Source organism: Ensifer sp. ENS10 (assembly GCF_014852025.1).
Taxonomy (GTDB): Bacteria; Pseudomonadota; Alphaproteobacteria; order Rhizobiales; family Rhizobiaceae; genus Ensifer.
In genome coordinates this window covers 355,485-375,020 of record NZ_JACVAS010000006.1, presented here as the reverse complement: position 1 = coordinate 375,020, position 19,536 = coordinate 355,485, and the positions used below count along the sequence as shown (strand labels likewise).

Annotated in this window: 20 protein-coding genes; 7 read left to right on the top strand and 13 right to left on the bottom strand. The window is 61.5% G+C overall.

Translation table 11 applies throughout. From position 1 onward, the window contains the following. Window positions 1-18: 18 nt before the first annotated feature. Window positions 19-1,524, bottom strand: coding sequence for a UxaA family hydrolase (locus tag IB265_RS22195; protein WP_057252125.1), 1,506 nt, complete (start codon window positions 1,522-1,524; stop codon window positions 19-21). Between the two features lie 216 nt (window positions 1,525-1,740). Between IB265_RS22195 and IB265_RS22190 the strand changes: the two genes are divergently transcribed. Both IB265_RS22190 and IB265_RS22185 read left to right on the top strand, forming a co-directional pair. Then, window positions 1,741-2,619 (top strand): GntR family transcriptional regulator, encoded by an 879-nt coding sequence (locus IB265_RS22190; RefSeq protein ID WP_057252035.1) that lies wholly within the window; start codon window positions 1,741-1,743, stop codon window positions 2,617-2,619. A 19-nt stretch (window positions 2,620-2,638) separates the two neighbouring features. Continuing rightward, complete coding sequence (locus tag IB265_RS22185; RefSeq protein ID WP_192495169.1) at window positions 2,639-3,727, top strand: mannitol dehydrogenase family protein; 1,089 nt, start codon at window positions 2,639-2,641, stop codon at window positions 3,725-3,727. Here IB265_RS22185 and IB265_RS22180 read toward each other — a convergent pair. After that, window positions 3,721-4,527, bottom strand: coding sequence for an aldolase/citrate lyase family protein (locus IB265_RS22180; protein ID WP_057252033.1), 807 nt, complete (start codon window positions 4,525-4,527; stop codon window positions 3,721-3,723). The two genes, IB265_RS22185 and IB265_RS22180, sit on opposite strands and share 7 nt — an antisense overlap. A 254-nt stretch (window positions 4,528-4,781) precedes the next feature. Beyond that, complete coding sequence (gene gabD, locus IB265_RS22175; RefSeq protein ID WP_057252032.1) at window positions 4,782-6,236, bottom strand: NADP-dependent succinate-semialdehyde dehydrogenase; 1,455 nt, start codon at window positions 6,234-6,236, stop codon at window positions 4,782-4,784. 256 nt (window positions 6,237-6,492) lie between these two features. On the opposite strand from gabD, the gene IB265_RS22170 reads away from it, so the two are divergent. Next, complete coding sequence (locus IB265_RS22170; RefSeq protein ID WP_057252124.1) at window positions 6,493-7,089, top strand: nitroreductase family protein; 597 nt, start codon at window positions 6,493-6,495, stop codon at window positions 7,087-7,089. 59 nt (window positions 7,090-7,148) lie between these two features. Here the strand turns inward: IB265_RS22170 and gyrB are convergent, their stop codons facing one another. From gyrB to IB265_RS22145, 5 genes are all read right to left on the bottom strand, one after another. Then, on the bottom strand, window positions 7,149-9,584 hold the full coding sequence (gene gyrB / locus IB265_RS22165; RefSeq protein ID WP_057252031.1) for a DNA topoisomerase (ATP-hydrolyzing) subunit B: 2,436 nt from the start codon (window positions 9,582-9,584) through the stop codon (window positions 7,149-7,151). Between the two features lie 135 nt (window positions 9,585-9,719). After that, complete coding sequence (locus IB265_RS22160; RefSeq protein ID WP_057252030.1) at window positions 9,720-10,097, bottom strand: helix-turn-helix domain-containing protein; 378 nt, start codon at window positions 10,095-10,097, stop codon at window positions 9,720-9,722. Next, window positions 10,094-10,663, bottom strand: a complete 570-nt coding sequence (locus tag IB265_RS22155) for a Smr/MutS family protein (RefSeq protein WP_057252029.1) — start codon at window positions 10,661-10,663, stop codon at window positions 10,094-10,096. The genes IB265_RS22160 and IB265_RS22155 overlap by 4 nt, the downstream gene beginning before the upstream one ends. After that, window positions 10,656-11,756 carry a murein transglycosylase A gene (locus tag IB265_RS22150; protein WP_057252028.1) on the bottom strand — a complete coding sequence of 367 codons (1,101 nt, stop codon included), beginning with the start codon at window positions 11,754-11,756 and terminating at the stop codon, window positions 10,656-10,658. Before IB265_RS22150 ends, IB265_RS22155 begins: the two co-directional genes overlap by 8 nt. 15 nt (window positions 11,757-11,771) lie before the next feature. Beyond that, window positions 11,772-12,476 (bottom strand): Tim44/TimA family putative adaptor protein, encoded by a 705-nt coding sequence (locus IB265_RS22145; RefSeq protein ID WP_057252027.1) that lies wholly within the window; start codon window positions 12,474-12,476, stop codon window positions 11,772-11,774. Between the two features lie 210 nt (window positions 12,477-12,686). Here IB265_RS22145 and IB265_RS22140 point away from each other — a divergent pair, with 210 nt between their 5' ends. Both IB265_RS22140 and secB read left to right on the top strand, forming a co-directional pair. After that, window positions 12,687-13,193: an FxsA family protein gene (locus IB265_RS22140; protein WP_192495168.1), complete on the top strand. Its 507-nt coding sequence runs from the start codon at window positions 12,687-12,689 to the stop codon at window positions 13,191-13,193. A 182-nt stretch (window positions 13,194-13,375) separates the two neighbouring features. Next, on the top strand, window positions 13,376-13,879 hold the full coding sequence (gene secB / locus IB265_RS22135) for a protein-export chaperone SecB (RefSeq protein WP_057252025.1): 504 nt from the start codon (window positions 13,376-13,378) through the stop codon (window positions 13,877-13,879). A 61-nt stretch (window positions 13,880-13,940) separates the two neighbouring features. Here secB and dnaQ read toward each other — a convergent pair whose 3' ends face one another. Genes dnaQ through IB265_RS22110 form a run of 5 tightly spaced genes read right to left on the bottom strand, consistent with a single transcriptional unit; the run spans window position 13,941 to window position 17,542 of the window. Further along, entirely contained in the window at window positions 13,941-14,645 is a 705-nt protein-coding gene (gene dnaQ, locus IB265_RS22130) for a DNA polymerase III subunit epsilon (RefSeq protein WP_057252024.1), read from the bottom strand. Then, window positions 14,638-15,240, bottom strand: a complete 603-nt coding sequence (gene coaE, locus IB265_RS22125; RefSeq protein ID WP_057252023.1) for a dephospho-CoA kinase — start codon at window positions 15,238-15,240, stop codon at window positions 14,638-14,640. Before coaE ends, dnaQ begins: the two co-directional genes overlap by 8 nt. After that, on the bottom strand, window positions 15,240-16,097 hold the full coding sequence (locus IB265_RS22120) for a shikimate dehydrogenase (protein ID WP_057252022.1): 858 nt from the start codon (window positions 16,095-16,097) through the stop codon (window positions 15,240-15,242). Before IB265_RS22120 ends, coaE begins: the two co-directional genes overlap by 1 nt. After that, the gene (locus IB265_RS22115; RefSeq protein ID WP_057252123.1) at window positions 16,090-16,689 is read right to left on the bottom strand and encodes a Maf-like protein; all 600 of its coding nucleotides are present in this window, start codon (window positions 16,687-16,689) and stop codon (window positions 16,090-16,092) included. The genes IB265_RS22120 and IB265_RS22115 overlap by 8 nt, the downstream gene beginning before the upstream one ends. Before the next feature lie 31 nt (window positions 16,690-16,720). After that, a complete protein-coding gene (locus IB265_RS22110) occupies window positions 16,721-17,542 on the bottom strand; it encodes a pyruvate, water dikinase regulatory protein (protein WP_057252021.1) in 822 nt (273 codons plus the stop codon). Window positions 17,543-17,949: 407 nt separating this feature from the next. On the opposite strand from IB265_RS22110, the gene hemE reads away from it, so the two are divergent. Both hemE and hemJ read left to right on the top strand, forming a co-directional pair. Then, window positions 17,950-18,981, top strand: coding sequence for a uroporphyrinogen decarboxylase (gene hemE, locus IB265_RS22105; protein ID WP_057252020.1), 1,032 nt, complete (start codon window positions 17,950-17,952; stop codon window positions 18,979-18,981). After that, entirely contained in the window at window positions 18,978-19,520 is a 543-nt protein-coding gene (hemJ, locus tag IB265_RS22100) for a protoporphyrinogen oxidase HemJ (protein ID WP_057252019.1), read from the top strand. Before hemE ends, hemJ begins: the two co-directional genes overlap by 4 nt. Window positions 19,521-19,536 lie beyond the last annotated feature (16 nt).

Genomic DNA, 19,536 nt, shown 5'->3' with positions numbered 1-19,536 from the left:
ATGCCAGTCGCCACATGTCTAGAGCGTCGCCCCCAGATGCCAGGGCACGAACTCGTTGTCGCCGTAGCCGAAAAGCTCGCTCTTGGTCTTGCGGCCAGAGGCGGTCTCGACGATCAGGTCGAAGATCTCCCGGCCAAGCCCGGCAATGCTCACCTCCCCCGAAGCGATCACCCCGCAATCGATGTCCATGTCCTCTTCCATCGCCCGAAACAGCGCCGTGTTGCTGGTAAGCTTGATCGACGGCGCCGGCCTACAGCCGAAACAGCTGCCGCGGCCGGTGGTAAAGGCAATGACGTTGGCACCGCCGGCAACCTGGCCGGTGGCAGATACCGGATCGTAGCCGGGCGTATCCATGAAGACGAGCCCGTGCTCGGTGACCCGTTCGGCATACCGATAGACTGCGTTCAGCGGCGACCGGCCACCCTTGGCGACAGCACCGAGTGATTTTTCAAGAATGGTGGTTAGTCCACCGCGTTTGTTGCCCGGCGAAGGATTGTTGTCGAGCGATGCGCCATGCATCGCCACATAGTTCTCCCACCAGGCAATCAGGCCGTCGAGTTTCACCGCTACGGCCTCATTCACCGCCCGGCTGCGTAGCAGGTGCTCGGCACCATAGATCTCAGAGGTCTCCGAGAGGATCGCCGTGCCGCCGGCTGCAGCAAGGATATCGACGGCGGCGCCAAGCGCCGGATTGGCGGTGATGCCCGAAAGCCCGTCCGACCCGCCACATTGCAAGCCGACGATGATCTCGCTGACCGGAATGGCAATACGGCGCTCTTTTCCGATTTCGGCCGCGATTTCTTCGAGAATGCCGAGTGCCTTTTCCACGGAGCGGCGCGAGCCGCCGGCCTCCTGAATGTTGAAATGACGTTTCTCCGCGCCGGCGCCGCTCTGGCCATAGAGCGTCAGCTGATTGACCTCGCAGCCGAGGCCCACCATCAGCACGCCGCCGAAATTGGCATGGCGGGCGTAGCCGGCAAGCGTGCGGTGCAGATTGGCCATTCCGTCGCCGGTCGACGACATGCCGCAGCCCTGATCGTGCACGATCGGCACGAAGCCGTCGATGCCTTCGTATTTGGGCAGGATGCGGCGGTTCGCCTCCTCGGCGATGGCACGGCAGACCGTGGTGGAACAGTTAACGCTGGCGACGACACCGATATAGTTTCGCGTCGCAGCCCGGCCATCTGCGCGGCGATAGCCCTTGAAGGTGCGTGCCTTGTCGGTATCGCTTGCCACCTCCGGCGTCCCTTGTGGCCCGATCGCCAGACGATCCCGGTCGAAGGCAAGATTGTGGGAATGCACATGGTCGCCCGGCGCGATGTCGGCGGTCGCCCGTCCGATCGCCTGGGCGTATTTGACGACCGGTTCGCCGGCGCGAATGGGACGGATCGCAATCTTGTGGCCGGCATCGACCTTTACTGCTGCGCGAGCGCCGTTCGGCAAGGCATCACCGGCGGCAATCGCCAATGTCGCCACGACGACGTTGTCCTCCGGTGCGAGCAGGATGGTGGACGGCGCAGACACCGATTTCTCCATGATTGTTATCGTCAGTTCTGTCTTTTATCTACAATAGACAGATCGTCGTCAATGGGTATTATAGCGAAAACATCGGCGACGACGCCGTGCCAACGACCGGGTGAACGGGAGGAACAGATGTTGACGACAGACGGAGACAAAACCGGATCGCCGCGATAGAGGAGCGTCCAAGCGCAGACAATTTCGAACCGGCCGGATCTTGCCATGGCAAAACAGAACACCGTCTTCAAGGATGCCTACAACCGCTGCCTGAAGCTTCTGGCGGAAACATCCTCGCTGCCCTCCGAGCCGGAACTTGGGCAAGTGCTCGGCGTCAGCCGGACGACGGTGCGCGCGATCCTCAGTCGCTTCGAGGAAGCACAGCTCATCGCCTGGGACAAGCGCAAGAAGAACGTGCTGCGGCAGCCCCGCCCCGACGACTACTTCCCAACGGAAGAGACCGATTCGCTCGCCGAAATCATCGAGCGCAGTTTCATGCGCCGGATTCTCGCCGGCGGCGCCGAGCCCGGCATGCAGATCAACGAGCTTGAACTGGCGCGCGAGATCGGCACCGGAACGACCAGTGTGCGCGAGTTCCTGATCCGCTTCAGCCGCTTCGGCCTGATCGAAAAACGGCCAAACAGCCACTGGATCCTGAAAGGCTTCACGCGTGAATTCGCGCTGGAGCTGACGGAAGTGCGCGAGATGTTCGAGCTGCGCTCGGCCGCACGTTTCGTCTCGCTTCCGGATGATCACCCGGCCTGGGAGGAGCTCAGGGAAATCGAGACCCTGCACCGGGAAATGCTTGCCGATATCGACAACCGCTACCGGGAGTTTTCCGAGTTAGACGAGCAGTTCCACCTGCTAGTGCACAAGGCATCCAGCAACCGCTTCATCGTCGATTTCTACGATATCATCGCGATCGTCTTCCACTATCACTACCAGTGGAACAAGACGAATGCCCGCCAGCGCAACGCCCGCGCGCTTGAAGAACACCTCGCCTATATCGAAGCGTTGCGCTCGCATGATCCCGCAAAGGCCGAACAGGCCTGCCGGCGGCATCTCCAGTCCGCGCGCGAAACTCTCCTTCAATCCATTCCATAGCCAGCTACCGGAGCCACAGATGCCGACGCCGATCGTGCAATTCGGAACCAGCCGCTTTCTTCAAGCGCATGCCGATCTCTTCGTCAGCGACGCGCTGAAGGCGGGAAAGGCACCAGGCCCGATCACGATCGTGCAGACAACCGGATCCAGCGAGCGTTCCGGACGTCTTGCGGCGCTCGCGCGCCCCGAAGGCTTTCCCGTCATCATCCGCGGCATCCAAGACGGGGAGCGGATCGACGCGACGCAGCGGGTGACGAGCGTGACGCGGGCGCTTTCAACCGCTGAAAACTGGAGCGAGGTCCGGGAGATTGTTGCCCAGGAAGCGGAAATCCTGATCTCCAATACCGGCGATACGGGTTACCGGATCACCGACGACGACCTGGTCACGGACATTCCCCGTTCCTTTCCCGGCAAGCTGCTCCTGCTCCTGAAGGCCCGCTTTGAAGCGGGTGGGCGCGCCCTGACGATCCTTCCTTGCGAGCTCGTGTCACGCAACGGCGATGTGCTGAAGGCGCTGATGCTGGGGCTCGCGGCGGAGCGGGCCAAAGACACCGCTTTCACGAACTGGCTGAACACAGGTGTCGTCTGGGCAAACACATTGGTCGACCGCATCGTCTCCGAGCCTCTGGAGCCCGCCGGTGCGATTGCCGAACCCTATGCGCTCTGGGCGATCGAAAACCAGCCCGGCTTGCACCTTCCGTGCATTCATCCGTCCGTGAAGCTCGTTGATGACCTGACGCCTTACGAGAAGCTGAAGCTTCACATCCTCAATCTCGGCCACACCGTGCTGGCCGATCTCTGGCTGAGGGAGGGCCGTAACCCGCATGAGACCGTCCGGGAGACGCTCGCCGACGCCCGCGTAGCAGCATATCTCGACCGCATCTATCGATCCGAAGTCATTCCCGCTTTCGCCGCGAAGGACCTGCAAAGCGAAGCGACGGACTATGTCACTGCGACGCTGGAGCGCTTCAGAAACCCGTTCCTCAATCATCGCCTAAGCGATATCGCCAACCATCACCGCGAAAAGATCGCGCGCCGGATCGGCGACCTCCGGCTCTGGAGCCCGGGCGTAGCAATGCCCGAGCTCACGGCAATCTCGGATCAGTAGCCGGATTCCTGCTTCTTTGGTGCCACCGCCACCTCGCCGAGAAACTCCTGGCGCAGCGCCGTCGTCGCGCGCACGAGCGACGTGACATCCGTGCCGATCGCCATGAAATCGGCGCCCATCTCGCGGTAGTCGCGTGCCTGACCGAGATCGAGCGTCATGATGCCCCTCGCCTTGCCGGCCTTCTTTATACGCTCGAACGCATCGGCGATTGCCGCGCGCACCTCCGGATGACCTGGCTTGCCGAGATAACCCATGTCGGCCGCCAGGTCGGAAGGGCCGATAAAGAGGCCGTCAACGCCATCAAGCGCGGCAATCTCATCGATCGCAGCAAGACCCGCGCGGCTCTCGATCTGCAGGATCAGGCAGATTTCATCACCGGCGGTCTGGAGATAGTCGCCGATGCGGCCGAATTGCGAGGCCCGACCGAGGGCGGCGCCGACGCCGCGAACGCCATGCGGCGGATAACGGGTGGCGCGCACCAGCTGCTGTGCCTGCGCCAGGCTCTCGACCATCGGGATCAGCAGGGTCTGCACACCGGTGTCGAGAATCTGCTTGATCAGCACCGTGTCGCCGACCGGCAGGCGAACCATCGGGTGGCTCGCCGATGCCGAGACCGCGCGAAACTGCGCCGACAGCAAGGGAATGTCATTCGGCGCATGCTCGCCGTCGATCAGCAGCCAGTCATAGCCGCTGCCGGAAACCACTTCCGCCGCGTATGGGCTGGCGAGCGCCACCCACAGCCCGAGCTGGAAGCGGTTTTCGCGCAGAGCCGCTTTAAAGGGGTTCTTCGGTGCCGGCATGCTGACTCTCCTTAAACTTAGCGTGGGATCGAGCTTCGCCCCTCATCCGCCTGCCGGCACCTTCGTCCTGGAAAAAGGAGGACGGACGATGCCGCACCGACTCAAGTCCCCTCGCCCCGCTTGCGGGGAGAGGCTAGGGTGAGGGGCAATCTCACGCCATCGATGGATTCGACTGCGAAGACTAACGCCTTGCTGGCAAAAGAAAACCGGCCAAAACGTTGGCCGGTTTGTTGCAAGTCGGATTTTCGCCTGTTTCAGGCCACGCCGCCGAGGCAGACGTATTTGATCTCGGTGAACTCTTCGATGCCGTAGCGCGAGCCCTCGCGGCCGAGACCGGAGAGTTTCACGCCCCCGAACGGCGCTTCCGCCGTCGAGATCAGGCCGGTGTTGACGCCGACCATGCCGTATTCCAGGGCTTCGGCCACCCGAAAAACCCGCGCCAAATCCTTGGCATAGAAGTAGGAGGCAAGACCGAACTCAGTGTCGTTTGCCTGTTCGACCACATCCGCCTCATCGGCGAAGCGGAAGAGCGGCGCCACCGGGCCAAAGGTCTCTTCGCGCGCCACCGCCATCGCCTGGGTGACATCGGCCAGAACCGTCGCCTCATAGAAGGTGCCGCCGAGCGTGTGACGCTTGCCGCCCTGGATCACGCGTGCACCCTTGGAGGTGGCGTCGGCAATATGCTCCTCGACCTTCTCCAGCGCCGCCTTGTCGATCAGCGGCCCGAGGATCACGCCCTCGTCGAGGCCGTTGCCGATCTTCAGCTTGGCGACCGCCTTGGCGAGCTTGTCGGAAAAGGCGTCGTAGACCTTGTCCTGCACATAGATGCGGTTAGCACAGACGCAGGTCTGGCCGTTGTTGCGGAACTTGGCGATCAGCGCGCCCTCAACCGCCGCATCGAGATCGGCATCGTCGAAGACGATGAAGGGAGCATTGCCGCCAAGCTCGAGGCCGAGCTTCTTGATGGTGGCGGCGCTCTGGCGATAGAGCTCGGCACCGACCTCGGTCGAGCCGGTGAAGGTCAGCTTGCGCACGACGGGGTTGGAGGTCATCTCGGCACCGATCTCGCGGGCCGAGCCGGTGATGACGCTGAACAGGCCCTTCGGCAAGCCGGCGCGTTCGGCGAGAATGGCGATCGCGATTGCCGAGAACGGCGTCTGTGCCGCCGGCTTCAACACCATCGCGCAACCTGCAGCGAAAGCCGGGCCGGCCTTGCGGGTGATCATCGCATTGGGGAAGTTCCAGGGCGTGATTGCCGCGACGACGCCGATCGGCTGCTTCATCACCAGGATGCGCTTGTCGGGCTGATGGCCGGGGATGAGGTCGCCATAGATGCGGCGCGCCTCTTCGGCGAACCACTCGACGAAGCTTGCGCCGTAGACGATTTCGCCGGTCGCTTCGGCAAGCGGCTTGCCCTGCTCGAGCGTCAGGATGCGGCCGAGATCCTCCTTGTTCTCGATCATCAGCTCGAACCACTTGCGCAAGATCCCGGCGCGATCCTTGGCCGTGCGCGCCGCCCAGCCCTTCTGGGCCACGCGCGCCGCCTCGATCGCCGCCTTGGTTTCCTTGGCGCCAAGCTTCGGCACCCGGCCGATGATCTCACCGGTCGCCGGGTTGTTCACCTCGATCGCGTTCGCCGCGTCCGCCTCGATCCACTCGCCGCCGACGAGCGCTGCCTGGCGAAACAATGATGGGTCTTTAAACGACATGATCCGTCCTCTCTCAAAGTCTACAGAACTTATACAACTTTTTTCTTGGAAACGGCAATGACCCACGCGACCGTTTCTGCACTTTCCTGGCGCGCCTCGCGTACCGAACGCGCTCGCGTTCCCGTGCGTCCAACCCGGTTTCATCCACACCCGTCCTCATGTAGCGTCCGAAACGAATCGAGCCATAGGCGCAGGTGACAGATCAGGCACCGAAGATCGGCCGAGGATATAGAGAACACATAGAAGAGGCATGTCCATGACGGCGACCAACAACAGAAAAGCCGATTATCCCATCGATGCCATGTTCCTGGAGCGCTGGTCGCCCCGCGCTTTCACCAACGAGGAGATCGAGGAACGCGAACTGCTTTCCTTCTTCGAAGCGGCCCGATGGGCGCCGTCTGCGAGCAACCGACAGCCCTGGCGCTTCGTCTATGCCCGTCGCGGAACGGAGCACTTTCCGGTGCTGCTCGACACGCTCGATGAAGGCAACCAGCGCTGGGCGAAGAACGCTGCCGCGCTTCTGATCGTTATTTCAAGAACCCACAACCAGGCACAGAACGGCGAGATGCGGCCGGCCTATAACCACGCCTTCGACACGGGCTCGGCCTGGTACAGCCTCGCTCTGCAGGCTTCCCTTGGCGGCTGGCATACCCATGGCATGGCCGGCATCGACCGCGACAAGGCGATGCGCGTTCTGAACGTTCCCGAGCATCACCGGGTCGAGGCCGCCGTGGCGATCGGACGGCTGGCTGACCCCTCGACGCTACCGGACGACCTGCGCGCACGCGAAATCCCGAGCCAGCGCAAGCCGGTCAGCGAGTTCGCCTTCGAAGGCCAGTTCAAGGGCGAATAACGAAAAATCCCGGCGCCGCAAGGCACCGGGATTCCAAGTGGTCACGATATCCGAGAAGATCAGATGTCGAGGTTGGCGACGCTCAGTGCGTTTTCCTGGATGAAGTCGCGGCGCGGCTCGACCTCGTCGCCCATCAGGCGCGAAAACAGGCCGTCGGCATCGGTGGCGTCGGTGACGCGGACCTGCAGCAGCGAGCGGACGTTCGGATCGAGCGTCGTTTCCCAGAGCTGCTCGGCATTCATTTCACCGAGGCCCTTGTAGCGCTGCATCGAGAGACCCTTGCGACCGGCCGCGAAGATCGCATCGAGAAGCGCACGCGGTCCGCTGATCTCCAGGGTACCGTCGCGACGCCGCAGGACCGGCGGGGCAGCATAGACTTCCTTGAGCTTCGCGGTGAGCTGGTCGATGTAGCGGGCATCGGACGAGCCGATCAGCGCCATATCGAGCACCGCGACTTCCTTGACGCCGCGGACCATGCGCTCGAGGCGAAGACCGCCTTCTGCCGTGACCGCACCGCTCCAGCCGCGTTCGGTTTCCTCGGCGATGACGTCGAGGCGACGAGCAACCTCCGCAGCGACCGCCTCATAGGCATCACGCTGGCCGTTGAGCTCGACATTCAGCGCGCCGGCAATCGCTGCCTGCTCAACGATCGAGCGGTTGTAGCGCGAATGCAGCCCGTTCATCAGATTGCGCAGGCGGAGTGCATCATTGATGACTTCGCGCAGATCCTGGCCGGCGCGCACTTCGCCTGATTCCAGCTCCAGCGTGGCTTCTTCCAGACCCATCGTGATCAGGTAGTCTTCCAGTGCCTGCTCGTTCTTGAGGTACTGAGCCGACTTGCCACGCGTCACCTTATAGAGCGGCGGCTGGGCGATATAGAGATGCCCGCGCTCGATCAATTCCGGCATCTGGCGGAAGAAGAAGGTGAGCAGCAGGGTGCGGATATGGGCGCCGTCGACGTCGGCGTCCGTCATGATGATGATCTTGTGATAGCGCAGCTTGTCGGCGTTGAACTCGTCCTTGCCGATCGACGTGCCGAGCGCGGTGATCAGCGTACCGATTTCCTGACTCGACAGCATCTTGTCGAAGCGCGCACGCTCGACATTGAGGATCTTGCCGCGCAGCGGCAGGATCGCCTGGTTTTCGCGCGAGCGGCCCTGCTTGGCGGAGCCACCTGCCGAGTCACCCTCCACCAGGAAGACTTCGGACTTGGCCGGGTCACGCTCGGAGCAATCGGCAAGCTTTCCGGGCAGCGACGAGATATCGAGCGCACCCTTGCGGCGCGTCAGTTCGCGGGCCTTGCGGGCGGCTTCGCGGGCAGCAGCCGCTTCGACCACCTTGCCGACGAGGATCTTGGCTTCGCTCGGATGTTCTTCGAACCAGGTGCTGAGCGCTTCGTTGACGAGGCTTTCGACAACCGGGCGCACTTCTGAAGACACCAGCTTGTCCTTCGTCTGCGATGAGAACTTCGGATCTGGAACCTTGACCGAAAGAACAGCCGTCAGGCCTTCGCGGCAGTCCTCGCCCTGGAGCGTGACCTTTTCCCTCTTGGTGATGCCCGAGGAATCCGCGTAGGAGGTGACCTGGCGCGTCAGCGCGCCGCGGAAGCCCGCCATATGGGTGCCGCCGTCGCGCTGCGGGATGTTGTTGGTAAAGCAGAGCACGTTTTCGTGGTAGCTGTCGTTCCACCACATCGCCACTTCGACGGTGATGCCGTCCTTTTCGCCGCGGATCGATACGGGCTTGTGCACCAGCGGCTTCTTCGCCCGGTCGAGATAGGCGACAAAGGCCTCCAGCCCACCTTCATACATCAACTCGTCGCGGCGGATGTCTGAATGACGCTTGTCGGTCAAGACGATGCGAACGCCGGAATTCAGAAAGGCGAGTTCGCGCAGGCGATGTTCGAGCGTCGCATAATCGAATTCGATCTTCGAGAAGGTCTGCTCGCTCGGCATGAAGGTGACTTCGGTGCCCGTCTCCGTGCCGGCGTCGCCGGTAACGGCAAGAGCACCATCGGCGACGCCGTGCGTGAAGCTCATCTCGTGAATTTTGCCGGCGCGCCGGATTTTCAGCTTCAATGAAACCGACAGGGCGTTGACGACGGAGACGCCGACGCCGTGCAGACCGCCCGAAACCTTGTAGGAGTTCTGGTCGAATTTTCCGCCGGCGTGTAGCTGGGTCATGATGACCTCGGCTGCCGAGACGCCTTCTTCCTTGTGGATGTCGGTCGGGATGCCACGGCCATTGTCGGTCACCGTCACCGAGCCCTCCGGGTTGAGCGTCACCGTCACGATATCCGCGTGGCCGGCGAGCGCCTCGTCGATCGCGTTGTCGACGACCTCGTACACCATGTGGTGCAGACCGGAACCGTCATCCGTGTCGCCGATATACATGCCCGGCCGCTTGCGCACGGCATCCAGGCCCTTCAGCACCTTGATGGAATCGGCACCATATTCGGCGCTGGCGCCGGTTTCGGTCTCAGGATTGTCGGTCATTCAGCTACGGGTCTTTCCAGGTTGTTCGGACAGGGTGATTCGTTGCGAATCACGTCTCGGACGCCTCGCGGACTATAGAAAATTTGTCCACGGTTCCAAATCCCGGACCGCCGGGCAGCGGCCGGAAACAGGCATTCATCCCCTGTCATTATCAGGAAATGTGGCTTTTTCCAAAACATCTTCCAGGGCGCGGATCGTCTCAGGCGACAAAGCGCGGATTTGTTCGCTGAGGCGGTTGGCAAATGCCGTGTGCTCCGGCGTCAGGCCCGAGGTGTCCAGCACGACTTTCGGTGCGGAGACGTTGGCGACACGAAACAATTCCTCTGCCTCATCCCAGATCACATTGAAATAGCCGGCCACGCGCTGGAGAAAATCGAAGCTCGGCGCGCCGCGCTTTCCGTGTTCGAGGGCTGAAAGATAGGCGGCCGAAACGTTGATCGCCACTGCCATCTGTTTCTGCGACACGCCCTTCCTGCGCCTGAGTTCGCGCAGCGCCTCGCCGAAGGGTGTCATATCGCGCTTCCCCTCACGCGCGCCAGGCGGACATAGAGAGCACCCTCGCCGCCATGGTTGCGGGCGGCCTGCTCGTAGGATGAGATCAGCGGCCGGAACTCGGGCAAGGAGAACCAGAGCGGTACCGCCCGCTTCAAAGCACCGTCGCTGCCGAACGAGGTGCCCTTGCCGGTTATGACGAGCACATGGCGCAGCCCGCGCTCATGCGCCCTTAAGAGAAACTGCAACAGCAAACCATGCGCTTCGCTCTGGATCATGCCATGCAGGTCGATCCGGGCTTCGAGTGTCAGGCGCCCCTTGGCGAGCTTGCGCTTGACCGGCTTCTCAAGCGGATGATGCAGTTTCTCGCCCGTCTTTTTCGTCAGCGCGATACCCGGCTGTTCGACGGCGCCGGTCGATTTCTGCTGCTGCTGCTTGGCTTTCGGTTCTTCCTGCGTCTTTGGCTGTTCGTCTACGGCCAACATGTCCATCAGGTCGTCGAGCCGACCCGGCATCGGTCTCGTCGAGCGGGCAACCTTGCCCCAGAGAATGCGATCTTCGGACGAAAGCTCTTTTTTCTTAGGCATGGCCGTATCGTGCCGCGGCCGCCTTGGGAACGAAAACATAGAAGTCGGCCGGATTACGAACTGCCCCGGCCCGTTCGCCCGCCTCGAAGCCGGAACCGGTGAAGATGTCACCGCGCGCTGGACCGACGATCGCCGACCCCGTGTCGAGAGCCAGCATCAGGCGCTGGAAGGGCTTTCCGTCATCGAGGCGTGTCAGGCTCTCGCTCGCAATATAAAAGGGCACACCAAAGGTATGGATCAGCCGATCCACCGCCAAGGAACGTCCCGGCTCGAGCGAGACCTTGGCAGCGGCGATCGGACCCAGGTGCTCGTCCTCGACCGCGGCCTCGCGGAAGAAGATAAACGACCGGTTGTGCCAGAGGACCTCATCGACGTCGTCCGGATGCGCCTCCAGCCAGTCGCGAATGCTCATCATCGACACGGTCGCGGCATCGATCTTGCCGCGTTCGATCAGCAGCTTGCCGACGGCTGAGAAATAGTGGCCGGTCTTGGCGGCATAAGTCACGCGGCGACGCGAACCATTCGGGAATAGGAGCCGCGCCGCACCCTGGACATGAACGAAGAAAACTTCGACCTTGGACTTCGCATAGGCGATCTCCAGGCCGCGGCCGGCAAGGTAGCCCTGCTCGATTGCCCGCCTGTCCGGATACTCGCTGATCCGGCCATCCTCGGAAAGACCAAAGGCGAAATAGGGATCCATCCCGTCGGGCCGGTTGGTATCGTCGATATCGACCAGATCCGCAGGGCGTCGGTAGAGCGGATAGCGATAGGTCTCGTCCGCTTCGGCGCGAACCTCAATTTCCGGTTCGTAGAAGGCGGTGACAAAGCCGGAACCGGCTTCCGGTTCGATCCGGAACGGTACGAAGTGCTTCTCGAAGAAAGCCCGTGCGCCGTCAGCTGTGTCGACGTCGGCTGACGAAGCCGAAAAGGCCGGCATAAGATCATCGACCGAGATCCCCATCGACCCGGTGCGATAGGGCTTGGTCGAGACATGCTTCTGACAGCGGCGCATCGCCGCTATCACCTTGGTCGGGTCGTCGTCCCGCCAGCCCGGAAGATCGTCGAAACTGACGGGTTCAAGTCGAAAGGACATCGTCACCACGGCCGCTCAATTTTCGGATTCGGTGGCGATCAGCTTCCAGTTCGGATCCCGCGAACGGATGTCGCGCGCAAAGGTCCAGAGATCGTTGACCTCGGCAACCGACTCGGCGTCGCCGTCGATCAGGCCACCCTGCTTGTCATAGGTCGCCGAAATCAGCTGGCTGACGATACGGACCGTGATGTTCTCTTCGCTGTCCTTCACTTCGGCGTGAATGATGTCGGCCTTGTCAATGCCGACGAAGGTGGACTTGACGACTTCGCCCTTGCGCTCGCGGTCGGTGATCGCCGCGTCGAAGCCTTCATAGACCTCGCGGGACAACAGGTTCTTCAGCGTCTTGCGGTCACCGTCAGCAAAGGCCATGACGATCATCTCGTAGGCCATCTTGGCGCCGTTGACGAATTCCTTGGGATCGAAGCTCGGATCAGCGTCGCTCAGCGCCCGAAGCTGGGTGTTCAACGTTGTGCCAGCCTTGGCGAAGGCATCGATCGATTCGTAACGACCCGCTTCTTCTTCCGCGCTCTCGCGTCGCGGCAATTGCACGACCTTGCCCTTGTCGCCGTTTTCCGGCCCCTGGCTCATGTCACGCGGCGAATAGGGATCGAATGGCGGCCGTTCGCTTCCTGTCCGGCGGCCCAAAACGCTGCGCAGTTGCAGGAAGATGACCACCGCGGCGATCAGGAAAAAAAACGTGATAAAGTCAAAAGAGCCCATTTCCACCCGGAACCGCTGTTAGAATTTCTCGTGGCTATTCCATATAGTCCGCAAGAATAGATCATTCAAATGGCGATGTCGCACCCTTACAGCACCGAACGTCTTTTAAGACGCACAAAGGTCGCTGTGGCGCTTTAGAGTTGCTGCATGTTTTGCTCTTAAGTCGGAGACGATTTAAGAGAACACCAGGTTTCATTTTCGGGCAGATTGATGCGCTCATTGCTTATTCCCCTTGTCATCTTCGGGCTCCCGCTCGCCGAGATCGCCGGTTTCGTCGTCGTCGGCCGAGAGATCGGACTTTGGATGACGCTGCTTCTGGTGCTTGCAAGCGCATTTGTGGGTGTGATCCTGCTCCGAGTCCAGGGATTTACCGTCATCCGCAGGATGCAGGATGCCACTCGCACCGGCAGTGACCCGGGCCGGGAGGTGATCGGCGGCGCCTTGCTGTTCGTTGCGGCGATCCTGCTCGTCGTACCGGGCTTCGTCAGCGACGTGATCGGTCTCCTCCTGTTTCTGCCCTTTGTCCGCAACGCGGTGGCGGCCTATCTGCGCAAGAGGATGACGATCGTGACGGCGGCATCCGGGACGAACTGGTACCCACAAGACGACCCGCGGCAGCCACGACCCTCGACGCGCGTCATCGACCTTAACGAAGGCGAATTTTCGCGGAAGGACGACGATGATCCGCCGCAAGGTGGGGACCGCGATCGCCCCTAGACGAGGAGCGTTTGGCGGAATGCGCATCCGGCACTCTGTCGCCCACATTCCGGAGCATAATCTCGGCTTGGCGCTTTGGAGCAAAGGTACGCGCATCCGCCTGAAAGCGCCGGGTCCGCAGGGTTGTAAGCCCTAGGCCGAAATGCTAGATGGCCTCACCGAATTGATGTCGAGGAACCCTTATGACGACTGATACCGCATCCAACGGCAACGGCAGCGCGCAGCAGAGCCCGTCGCTGAACATCCTCGCCCAGTATATCAAGGACCTTTCCTTCGAAAACCCGGGCGCTCCGCGTTCGCTGCAGGCTCGTGACAAGGCGCCGTCGATCAACATCAACGTCAATGTCAACGCCAATCCGCTCGCAGAGAACGATTTCGACGTCGTTCTGTCACTGAACGCCGAAGCCAAGGACGGCGACCGTGTTCTCTTCAATGTCGAGCTCGCCTATGGCGGCGTCTTCCGCGTTGCAGGCTTCCCGCAGGAGCACATGCTGCCGCTGCTCTTCATCGAGTGCCCGCGCCTGCTGTTCCCGTTCGCGCGCCAGATCGTTGCCGACGCGACCCGCAACGGTGGCTTCCCGCCGCTGATGATCGACCCGATCGACTTCGCGCAGATGTTCGCGCAGCGCATGGCAGAAGAAAAGGTCCGTGCTCAGGTTTCGAACTCGAACGAAACCGCGAACTGATCGAAAATCAGAACGCTGAAACAATGAAGCCCGGCTCACGCCGGGCTTTTTTGATGCCTGATTATTCCTGGGGATCGTATTTTGCCCAGATCGCCTTGGAGCCGATCTTGGCAATCAGCGCAGCGTGAGCCGCAAGTTCGTCCTCCGACAGCCGGCTCGGCAGCGGACGCGGACGCTGGCCGATGACGATCGGCACATCATCGAGCTCGATCGACTGCCCCGCCGATTTCGTCGAGACAAGGCCGAGCGCTGCCTGACGACCACCGATCATCTCAATATAGACTTCGGCGAGCAGTTCGGAGTCGAGAAGAGCGCCGTGTTTCGCGCGGTGCGAATTGTCGATGCCGTAACGACGGCAAAGCGCATCGAGCGAGTTCGGCCCCATCGGATGCTTGCGGCGAGCAAGCGCCAATGTGTCCGTCACCCGATCGATGGCGATCGGCGGCAGTCCCAGACGCGCGAACTCGGCGTTGACGAAGCCCATGTCGAAGGTGGCGTTGTGGGCGACCCAACGCGCATCACCGAAGAAATCTAGGATCTCATCGACGACATCGGCGAAGGGCGGCTTGTCCTTCAGGAAGTCGTCGCTGATCCCGTGGATGGCGAGCGCATCCGGATGAACCTTGCGGCTGCCGGGATTGATGAAGATATGCAGCGTGCGGCCGGTCGGAAACTGGTTCTCGAGTTCGACACCGCCGATTTCGATCACCCGGTCCTCGCGATTGTCGAGGCCCGTCGTTTCCGTATCGAAGATGATCTCACGCATCCGCGTCTCCGTTTCTGGCTGCGAGTTCGTCGACGACGGCCTTCACCTGGCCGCGGGTGACGTCGAAACTGTCGCTGGTATCGATGATGTAGTCGGCGCGTTTACGCTTTTCGCTGTCCGGCACCTGCCGCGCAAGGATCATTGCGAGTTTTTCCTCTGTCATTCCCGGGCGCTTCAGCGCCCTTTCGCGCTGGAGCTCGGCCGAGCAGGTCACCACGACGACGCGGTCGACCCGTTTTTCCGCTTCCGTTTCAAACAGCAGCGGGATATCCAGGACGACAAAAGGCGCAGCCGTGGCCGCGTACTTTGCAAGGAATTCCTGTTCCTTCTTGCGCACGAGCGGATGTACGATCGCCTCGAGTTCGGACAGCCGTCCCGGCGCCTCCATGAGCTGGCGCGACAGTTCGGCTCGGTCAATCTCGCCGTCTTTCGTCGTTCCGGGAAAAGCCGCTTCAACCGCTGCAACCGCCTCGCCGCGATAAAGTTGGTGCACGACCTCGTCGGCATCGTTCACCGGAACGCCGAAATCACGGAACATCTGGGCCGTCGTCGACTTGCCCATGGCGATCGATCCCGTGAGCCCAAGGACAATCATCAGTGTCTTTCCATGTCATCGATGATGCGTTGTCGAAGCGTGGCGTCGACCGTCGGCCGACAGCCGAACCAGAGCTCGAAGCCGGGCACGGCCTGGTGCAGGAGCATGCCCAAACCGTCGACGATCGCAAAACCTTGCGCCTCTGCCTGCGCAAGGATCGGCGTCTTCAGGGGAACATAGACAATGTCCGTGACGACGGCGCTGGAAGCCATGACGCCGAAATCGAGCGAGGGCGCTTCGCTGCCATCCATGCCTAGTGACGTGGTGTTGATGAACAGGCCGGCACCCGCCATCACGTCTTTGAGCGCGCCCATCGGATGCGCTTCGACCGCCGGACCGAAACGATCGGCGAGTTCCTTCGCCCGCTCGACCGTCCGATTGATGACGTGGATCGTCTTGATGCCGCGATCACGGACGGCCTGAATGATCGCACGGCTGGCGCCGCCTGCGCCGAGGATGACTGCGGTCGACGTCTTGTCCCAGCCAGCCGCCCGCTCATCGAGATTGGCAACGAAGCCGCGGCCATCGGTGTTGGTGGCGTGCACCTCTCCATCCCTGAGCCAAAGCGTGTTGGCGGCGCCGAGCTCCTGGCTCAGCTCATCCGGCCGATCCGCCAGGCGACAGGCGAGCTCCTTGTGCGGGATGGTGACATTGCCGCCACAGAAGCCGGACGTTCCGTCCTTGAGGCTTTCGATGAAAGCGGAAAAATCTTCCGGCCTGACCTCGTGCGCGCGATAGCTGCCGGGTAGACCGAGCTCATTCAGCCAATAACCATGGATCAGAGGCGACCGGGAGTGCTTGATCGGATAGCCGGTGACGAAGGCGTGGTTAACAAATGTTTCACGTGAATCACGCATCGATCGTTCCCAGTTCACGAAGTTTGGCGAGCAGCGGCAGCATCGGAAGACCGAGGATGGTGAAGTAGTCGCCTTCGATCTTTTCGAACAGCTGGATCCCCTCGCCCTCCAGCTGATAGGCGCCGACGCTCGAAAGCGCCTTTTCGCCAACACGCTGCAAGTGGCGATCGACGAAACCTGCCGTCAGCGGCCGCACCGTCATGTGGGCGGAAGAAACGTGCCGCCAGACAACCTCTTCACCGCGCAAAAGCACGATGGCGCTGTTCAGGCGATGGGTCTTTCCGGACAGAGACAGCAAATGCTGAGCCGCTTCCGCCATGTCCTTCGGCTTATGATAGACCCGTGCTTCCAGAGACATGGTCTGGTCGGAGCCGATCACCAACGCGTCGCCGAAATGGCCGGCGACGTCGCGCGCCTTTGCCTCCGCCAGCGCGAGCGCTACAGTTTCGGGTGCCACACCGGCTTCTTCGAGTGGCTTTTCCAGCGCACGTTCATCGATCTTGGCTGCCTTCGCCTCGAAAACGAGGCCGGCATTTTCCAGGAGCGCACGTCGAAACGGGCTTGCCGAGGCCAGGACGAGCGAAAGATTCATCATGCAGGTTCCCGTATTGTTCGATTCGGGTCTAGCGCAGACGCGGACGCAGGGCAACGATTGCCGCCGCGGTTTCCTCGATCGAACGGCGGGTGACGTCGATGACCGGCCAATTGTTGCGGGCGCAAAGCGACCGGGCATATTTCAGTTCCTCGGTAATCGAGGCCTTGTCCGTATATTGATCGCCGTGAAAGCCCTGCGTCGTTCCGAGCACCCGGTGCTGGCGCACCTGCGAGATACGGTCGGCCGTGGCGATCAGGCCGACGACGAGCGGCTTCGTCGCCTCCATCAATCTTTCGGGTAGCGGCACGCCCGGAACGATCGGGATGTTGACCGTCTTGATGCCGCGGTTGGCGAGATAGATGCTGGTCGGCGTCTTCGACGTCCGGCTGATGCCGACCAGAACGACATCCGCCTCGTCGAAATCGGCGGGCAACTGACCGTCGTCATGGTCCATCGTGAAATTGAGCGCGTCGATGCGGGCGAAATACTCCGCATCCATCACGTGCTGGGCGCCCGAACGGCGGCGCGACGGCGATCCCAGATAGGACTGGAAGAGGTCGATGATCGGATCGAGCACCGAGACGCAAGGGACACCCATCTCGCGGCAACGCCGATCGATGACATCGGCGAGTTCGCGGTCGACAATCGTATAGAGCACGATGCCGGGCGCACCATCGATGGCGTCGAGGACCTGCAGCAACTGTTTGCGGTTGCGGATCAACGGATAGACATGCTCCAGCGCATGCGAGCTCTGAAACTGAGCGGCGGCGGCGCGTCCGGCAGCAATCAGAGTCTCGCCCGTCGAGTCCGAAATCAGGTGAAGGTGGAAGTAGTTTTTCTTGTTCTCCACGCAATTCTCCTGGTGCTGTTGATAAGCCGGGATGAAAGACAGCTAACGACGGGGCGCCGACCCAGGCAAGTGGAAAACTGCCGACTTATTCACAATTGGCGCTGTCGCGGAAACCGTTTCGGGGCAAATGTGGAAAAGACTCGCGACGATGACAAAGTGTCACGCGTATCAACCGCTTGTCCACAAGCGTGACCAAATCCGTGGTTCCGCTAACCGACTGAATCCAAATGCCTTTATTCGTCTCTCTGCACTGTTTTTCCAGATTGCCCAGATACTGTCCCATCGCGCGTTGTCCCGAGCGACAGCCGTGGACAAGTCAGTGGCTTGTTTTAATCCTTGATACCCACCGACTCTAAGAAATAGAAACCTTCTAAATATCTTTGATTTTATATTGGGAGAGATGATCCGTGACCGAAACGCGCAGAAAGGTTCTGGAGGTTTTGGCAGGGAAGACGGTGTCTCCTCCTCCGATCTGGCTGATGCGCCAGGCAGGCCGTTACCTGCCGGAGTACAGGGCTACACGGGCTACGGCCGGGAGCTTCCTCGATCTCTGTTACACACCCGATCTCGCAGTCGAGGTGACGCTGCAGCCGATCCGTCGATACGCTTTCGACGCTGCCATCCTCTTCTCCGATATCCTGGTCATTCCCGATGCTCTGAAACGCAATGTGCGCTTCGAGGAAGGCCACGGGCCACGAATGGATCCGATCGATGTCGACGGTATTTTGCGCCTGAAGCCGGAGGGCATCGCTGAGCACCTCCAGCCTGTCTTTGAGACGGTATCGCGGTTGCGCGCTGAACTTCCCGTCGAAACGACCCTGCTCGGTTTCTGTGGCGCTCCCTGGACGGTTGCGACCTATATGATCGCCGGACACGGGACGCCGGACCAGGCCCCTGCCCGCCTTTTCGCCTACCGCAACCCGGAAGCCTTCGATCATCTGCTGTCCTTCCTGGCGGATGTCTCGGCCGATTATCTCGTGCGGCAGATCGATGCCGGCGCCGATGCCGTGCAGATCTTCGATTCCTGGGCCGGCGTTCTCGGCGAGGAGGAATTCGCCCGTTACGCGGTCAAGCCGGTGCAGCGCATGATCGCTTCGGTCAGGGCGCAGCGGCCGCATGCAAAGATTATCGCCTTTGCAAAAGGCGCCGGTCAGTTGTTGAAGACTTATCGCCAGGCGACGGGCGCCGACGCCATCGGCCTTGACTGGACCGTGCCGCTTTCCTTTGCGAAGGATCTGCAGAAGGAAGGGCCGGTCCAGGGCAATCTCGATCCGATGCGGGTCGTGGCGGGCGGCATGGCGCTCGAGGAAGGCATCGATCGTATTCTCGATGCGCTTGGCCATGGGCCGCTGATCTTCAATCTCGGCCATGGCATCACGCCGCAGGCCGATCCGGATCACGTGTCGGCGCTGGTTGCGCGGGTTCGTGGAGCGCAATGATGGCCGAGAAGCAGACCGACTTAGCGCCCGGCAACAGGGCGCGGCTCAGGGCAACGATCGCGCTTGGTGCTTTCGTGGCGCTTCTCGTCGGTCTCTTCGTCTGGCGGCCGGATGATTTCTATCTCTGGATCAAGGCGTTGCATGTCATCGCGGTGATGTCATGGATGGCAGCCCTGCTCTACATGCCGCGCCTTTTCATCTACCACACCGACGCCGCGCCGGGCTCCGCGCAATCGGAAACCTTCAAGATGATGGAGATGCGGCTGCTGAAGGTGATCATGAACCCGGCGATGATGATCTCCTGGGTGCTCGGCCTCTACCTCGCCTGGAGCGTCTATGGCTTCCACGGCGGGTGGCTGCACGCCAAGCTGCTGTTCGTGGTGCTTTTGACGGCAGTCCACATGCGCTTCAGCCGTGGCGTTCGCGAATTTCAGCGTGACGAAAACAAGCACGATGCGCGCTATTGGCGGCTGATGAACGAGGCCCCGACGCTGCTGATGATTCTCATCGTGATCATGGTCGTGGTGAAGCCGTTCTGAATTTAATCGATTCGTG

Bases quoted from the DNA above. Each gene is read 5' to 3' on its own strand.
- IB265_RS22190 (WP_057252035.1), top strand. From the start codon at position 1,741: ATGGCAAAACAGAACACCGTCTTCAAGGATGCCTACAACCGCTGCCTG.
- IB265_RS22185 (WP_192495169.1), top strand. From the start codon at position 2,639: ATGCCGACGCCGATCGTGCAATTCGGAACCAGCCGCTTTCTTCAAGCG.
- IB265_RS22180 (WP_057252033.1), bottom strand. From the start codon at position 4,527: ATGCCGGCACCGAAGAACCCCTTTAAAGCGGCTCTGCGCGAAAACCGC.
- gabD (WP_057252032.1), bottom strand. From the start codon at position 6,236: ATGTCGTTTAAAGACCCATCATTGTTTCGCCAGGCAGCGCTCGTCGGC.
- IB265_RS22170 (WP_057252124.1), top strand. From the start codon at position 6,493: ATGACGGCGACCAACAACAGAAAAGCCGATTATCCCATCGATGCCATG.
- gyrB (WP_057252031.1), bottom strand. From the start codon at position 9,584: ATGACCGACAATCCTGAGACCGAAACCGGCGCCAGCGCCGAATATGGT.
- IB265_RS22160 (WP_057252030.1), bottom strand. From the start codon at position 10,097: ATGACACCCTTCGGCGAGGCGCTGCGCGAACTCAGGCGCAGGAAGGGC.
- IB265_RS22155 (WP_057252029.1), bottom strand. From the start codon at position 10,663: ATGCCTAAGAAAAAAGAGCTTTCGTCCGAAGATCGCATTCTCTGGGGC.
- IB265_RS22150 (WP_057252028.1), bottom strand. From the start codon at position 11,756: ATGTCCTTTCGACTTGAACCCGTCAGTTTCGACGATCTTCCGGGCTGG.
- IB265_RS22145 (WP_057252027.1), bottom strand. From the start codon at position 12,476: ATGGGCTCTTTTGACTTTATCACGTTTTTTTTCCTGATCGCCGCGGTG.
- IB265_RS22140 (WP_192495168.1), top strand. From the start codon at position 12,687: ATGCGCTCATTGCTTATTCCCCTTGTCATCTTCGGGCTCCCGCTCGCC.
- secB (WP_057252025.1), top strand. From the start codon at position 13,376: ATGACGACTGATACCGCATCCAACGGCAACGGCAGCGCGCAGCAGAGC.
- dnaQ (WP_057252024.1), bottom strand. From the start codon at position 14,645: ATGCGTGAGATCATCTTCGATACGGAAACGACGGGCCTCGACAATCGC.
- coaE (WP_057252023.1), bottom strand. From the start codon at position 15,240: ATGATTGTCCTTGGGCTCACGGGATCGATCGCCATGGGCAAGTCGACG.
- IB265_RS22120 (WP_057252022.1), bottom strand. From the start codon at position 16,097: ATGCGTGATTCACGTGAAACATTTGTTAACCACGCCTTCGTCACCGGC.
- IB265_RS22115 (WP_057252123.1), bottom strand. From the start codon at position 16,689: ATGAATCTTTCGCTCGTCCTGGCCTCGGCAAGCCCGTTTCGACGTGCG.
- hemJ (WP_057252019.1), top strand. From the start codon at position 18,978: ATGATGGCCGAGAAGCAGACCGACTTAGCGCCCGGCAACAGGGCGCGG.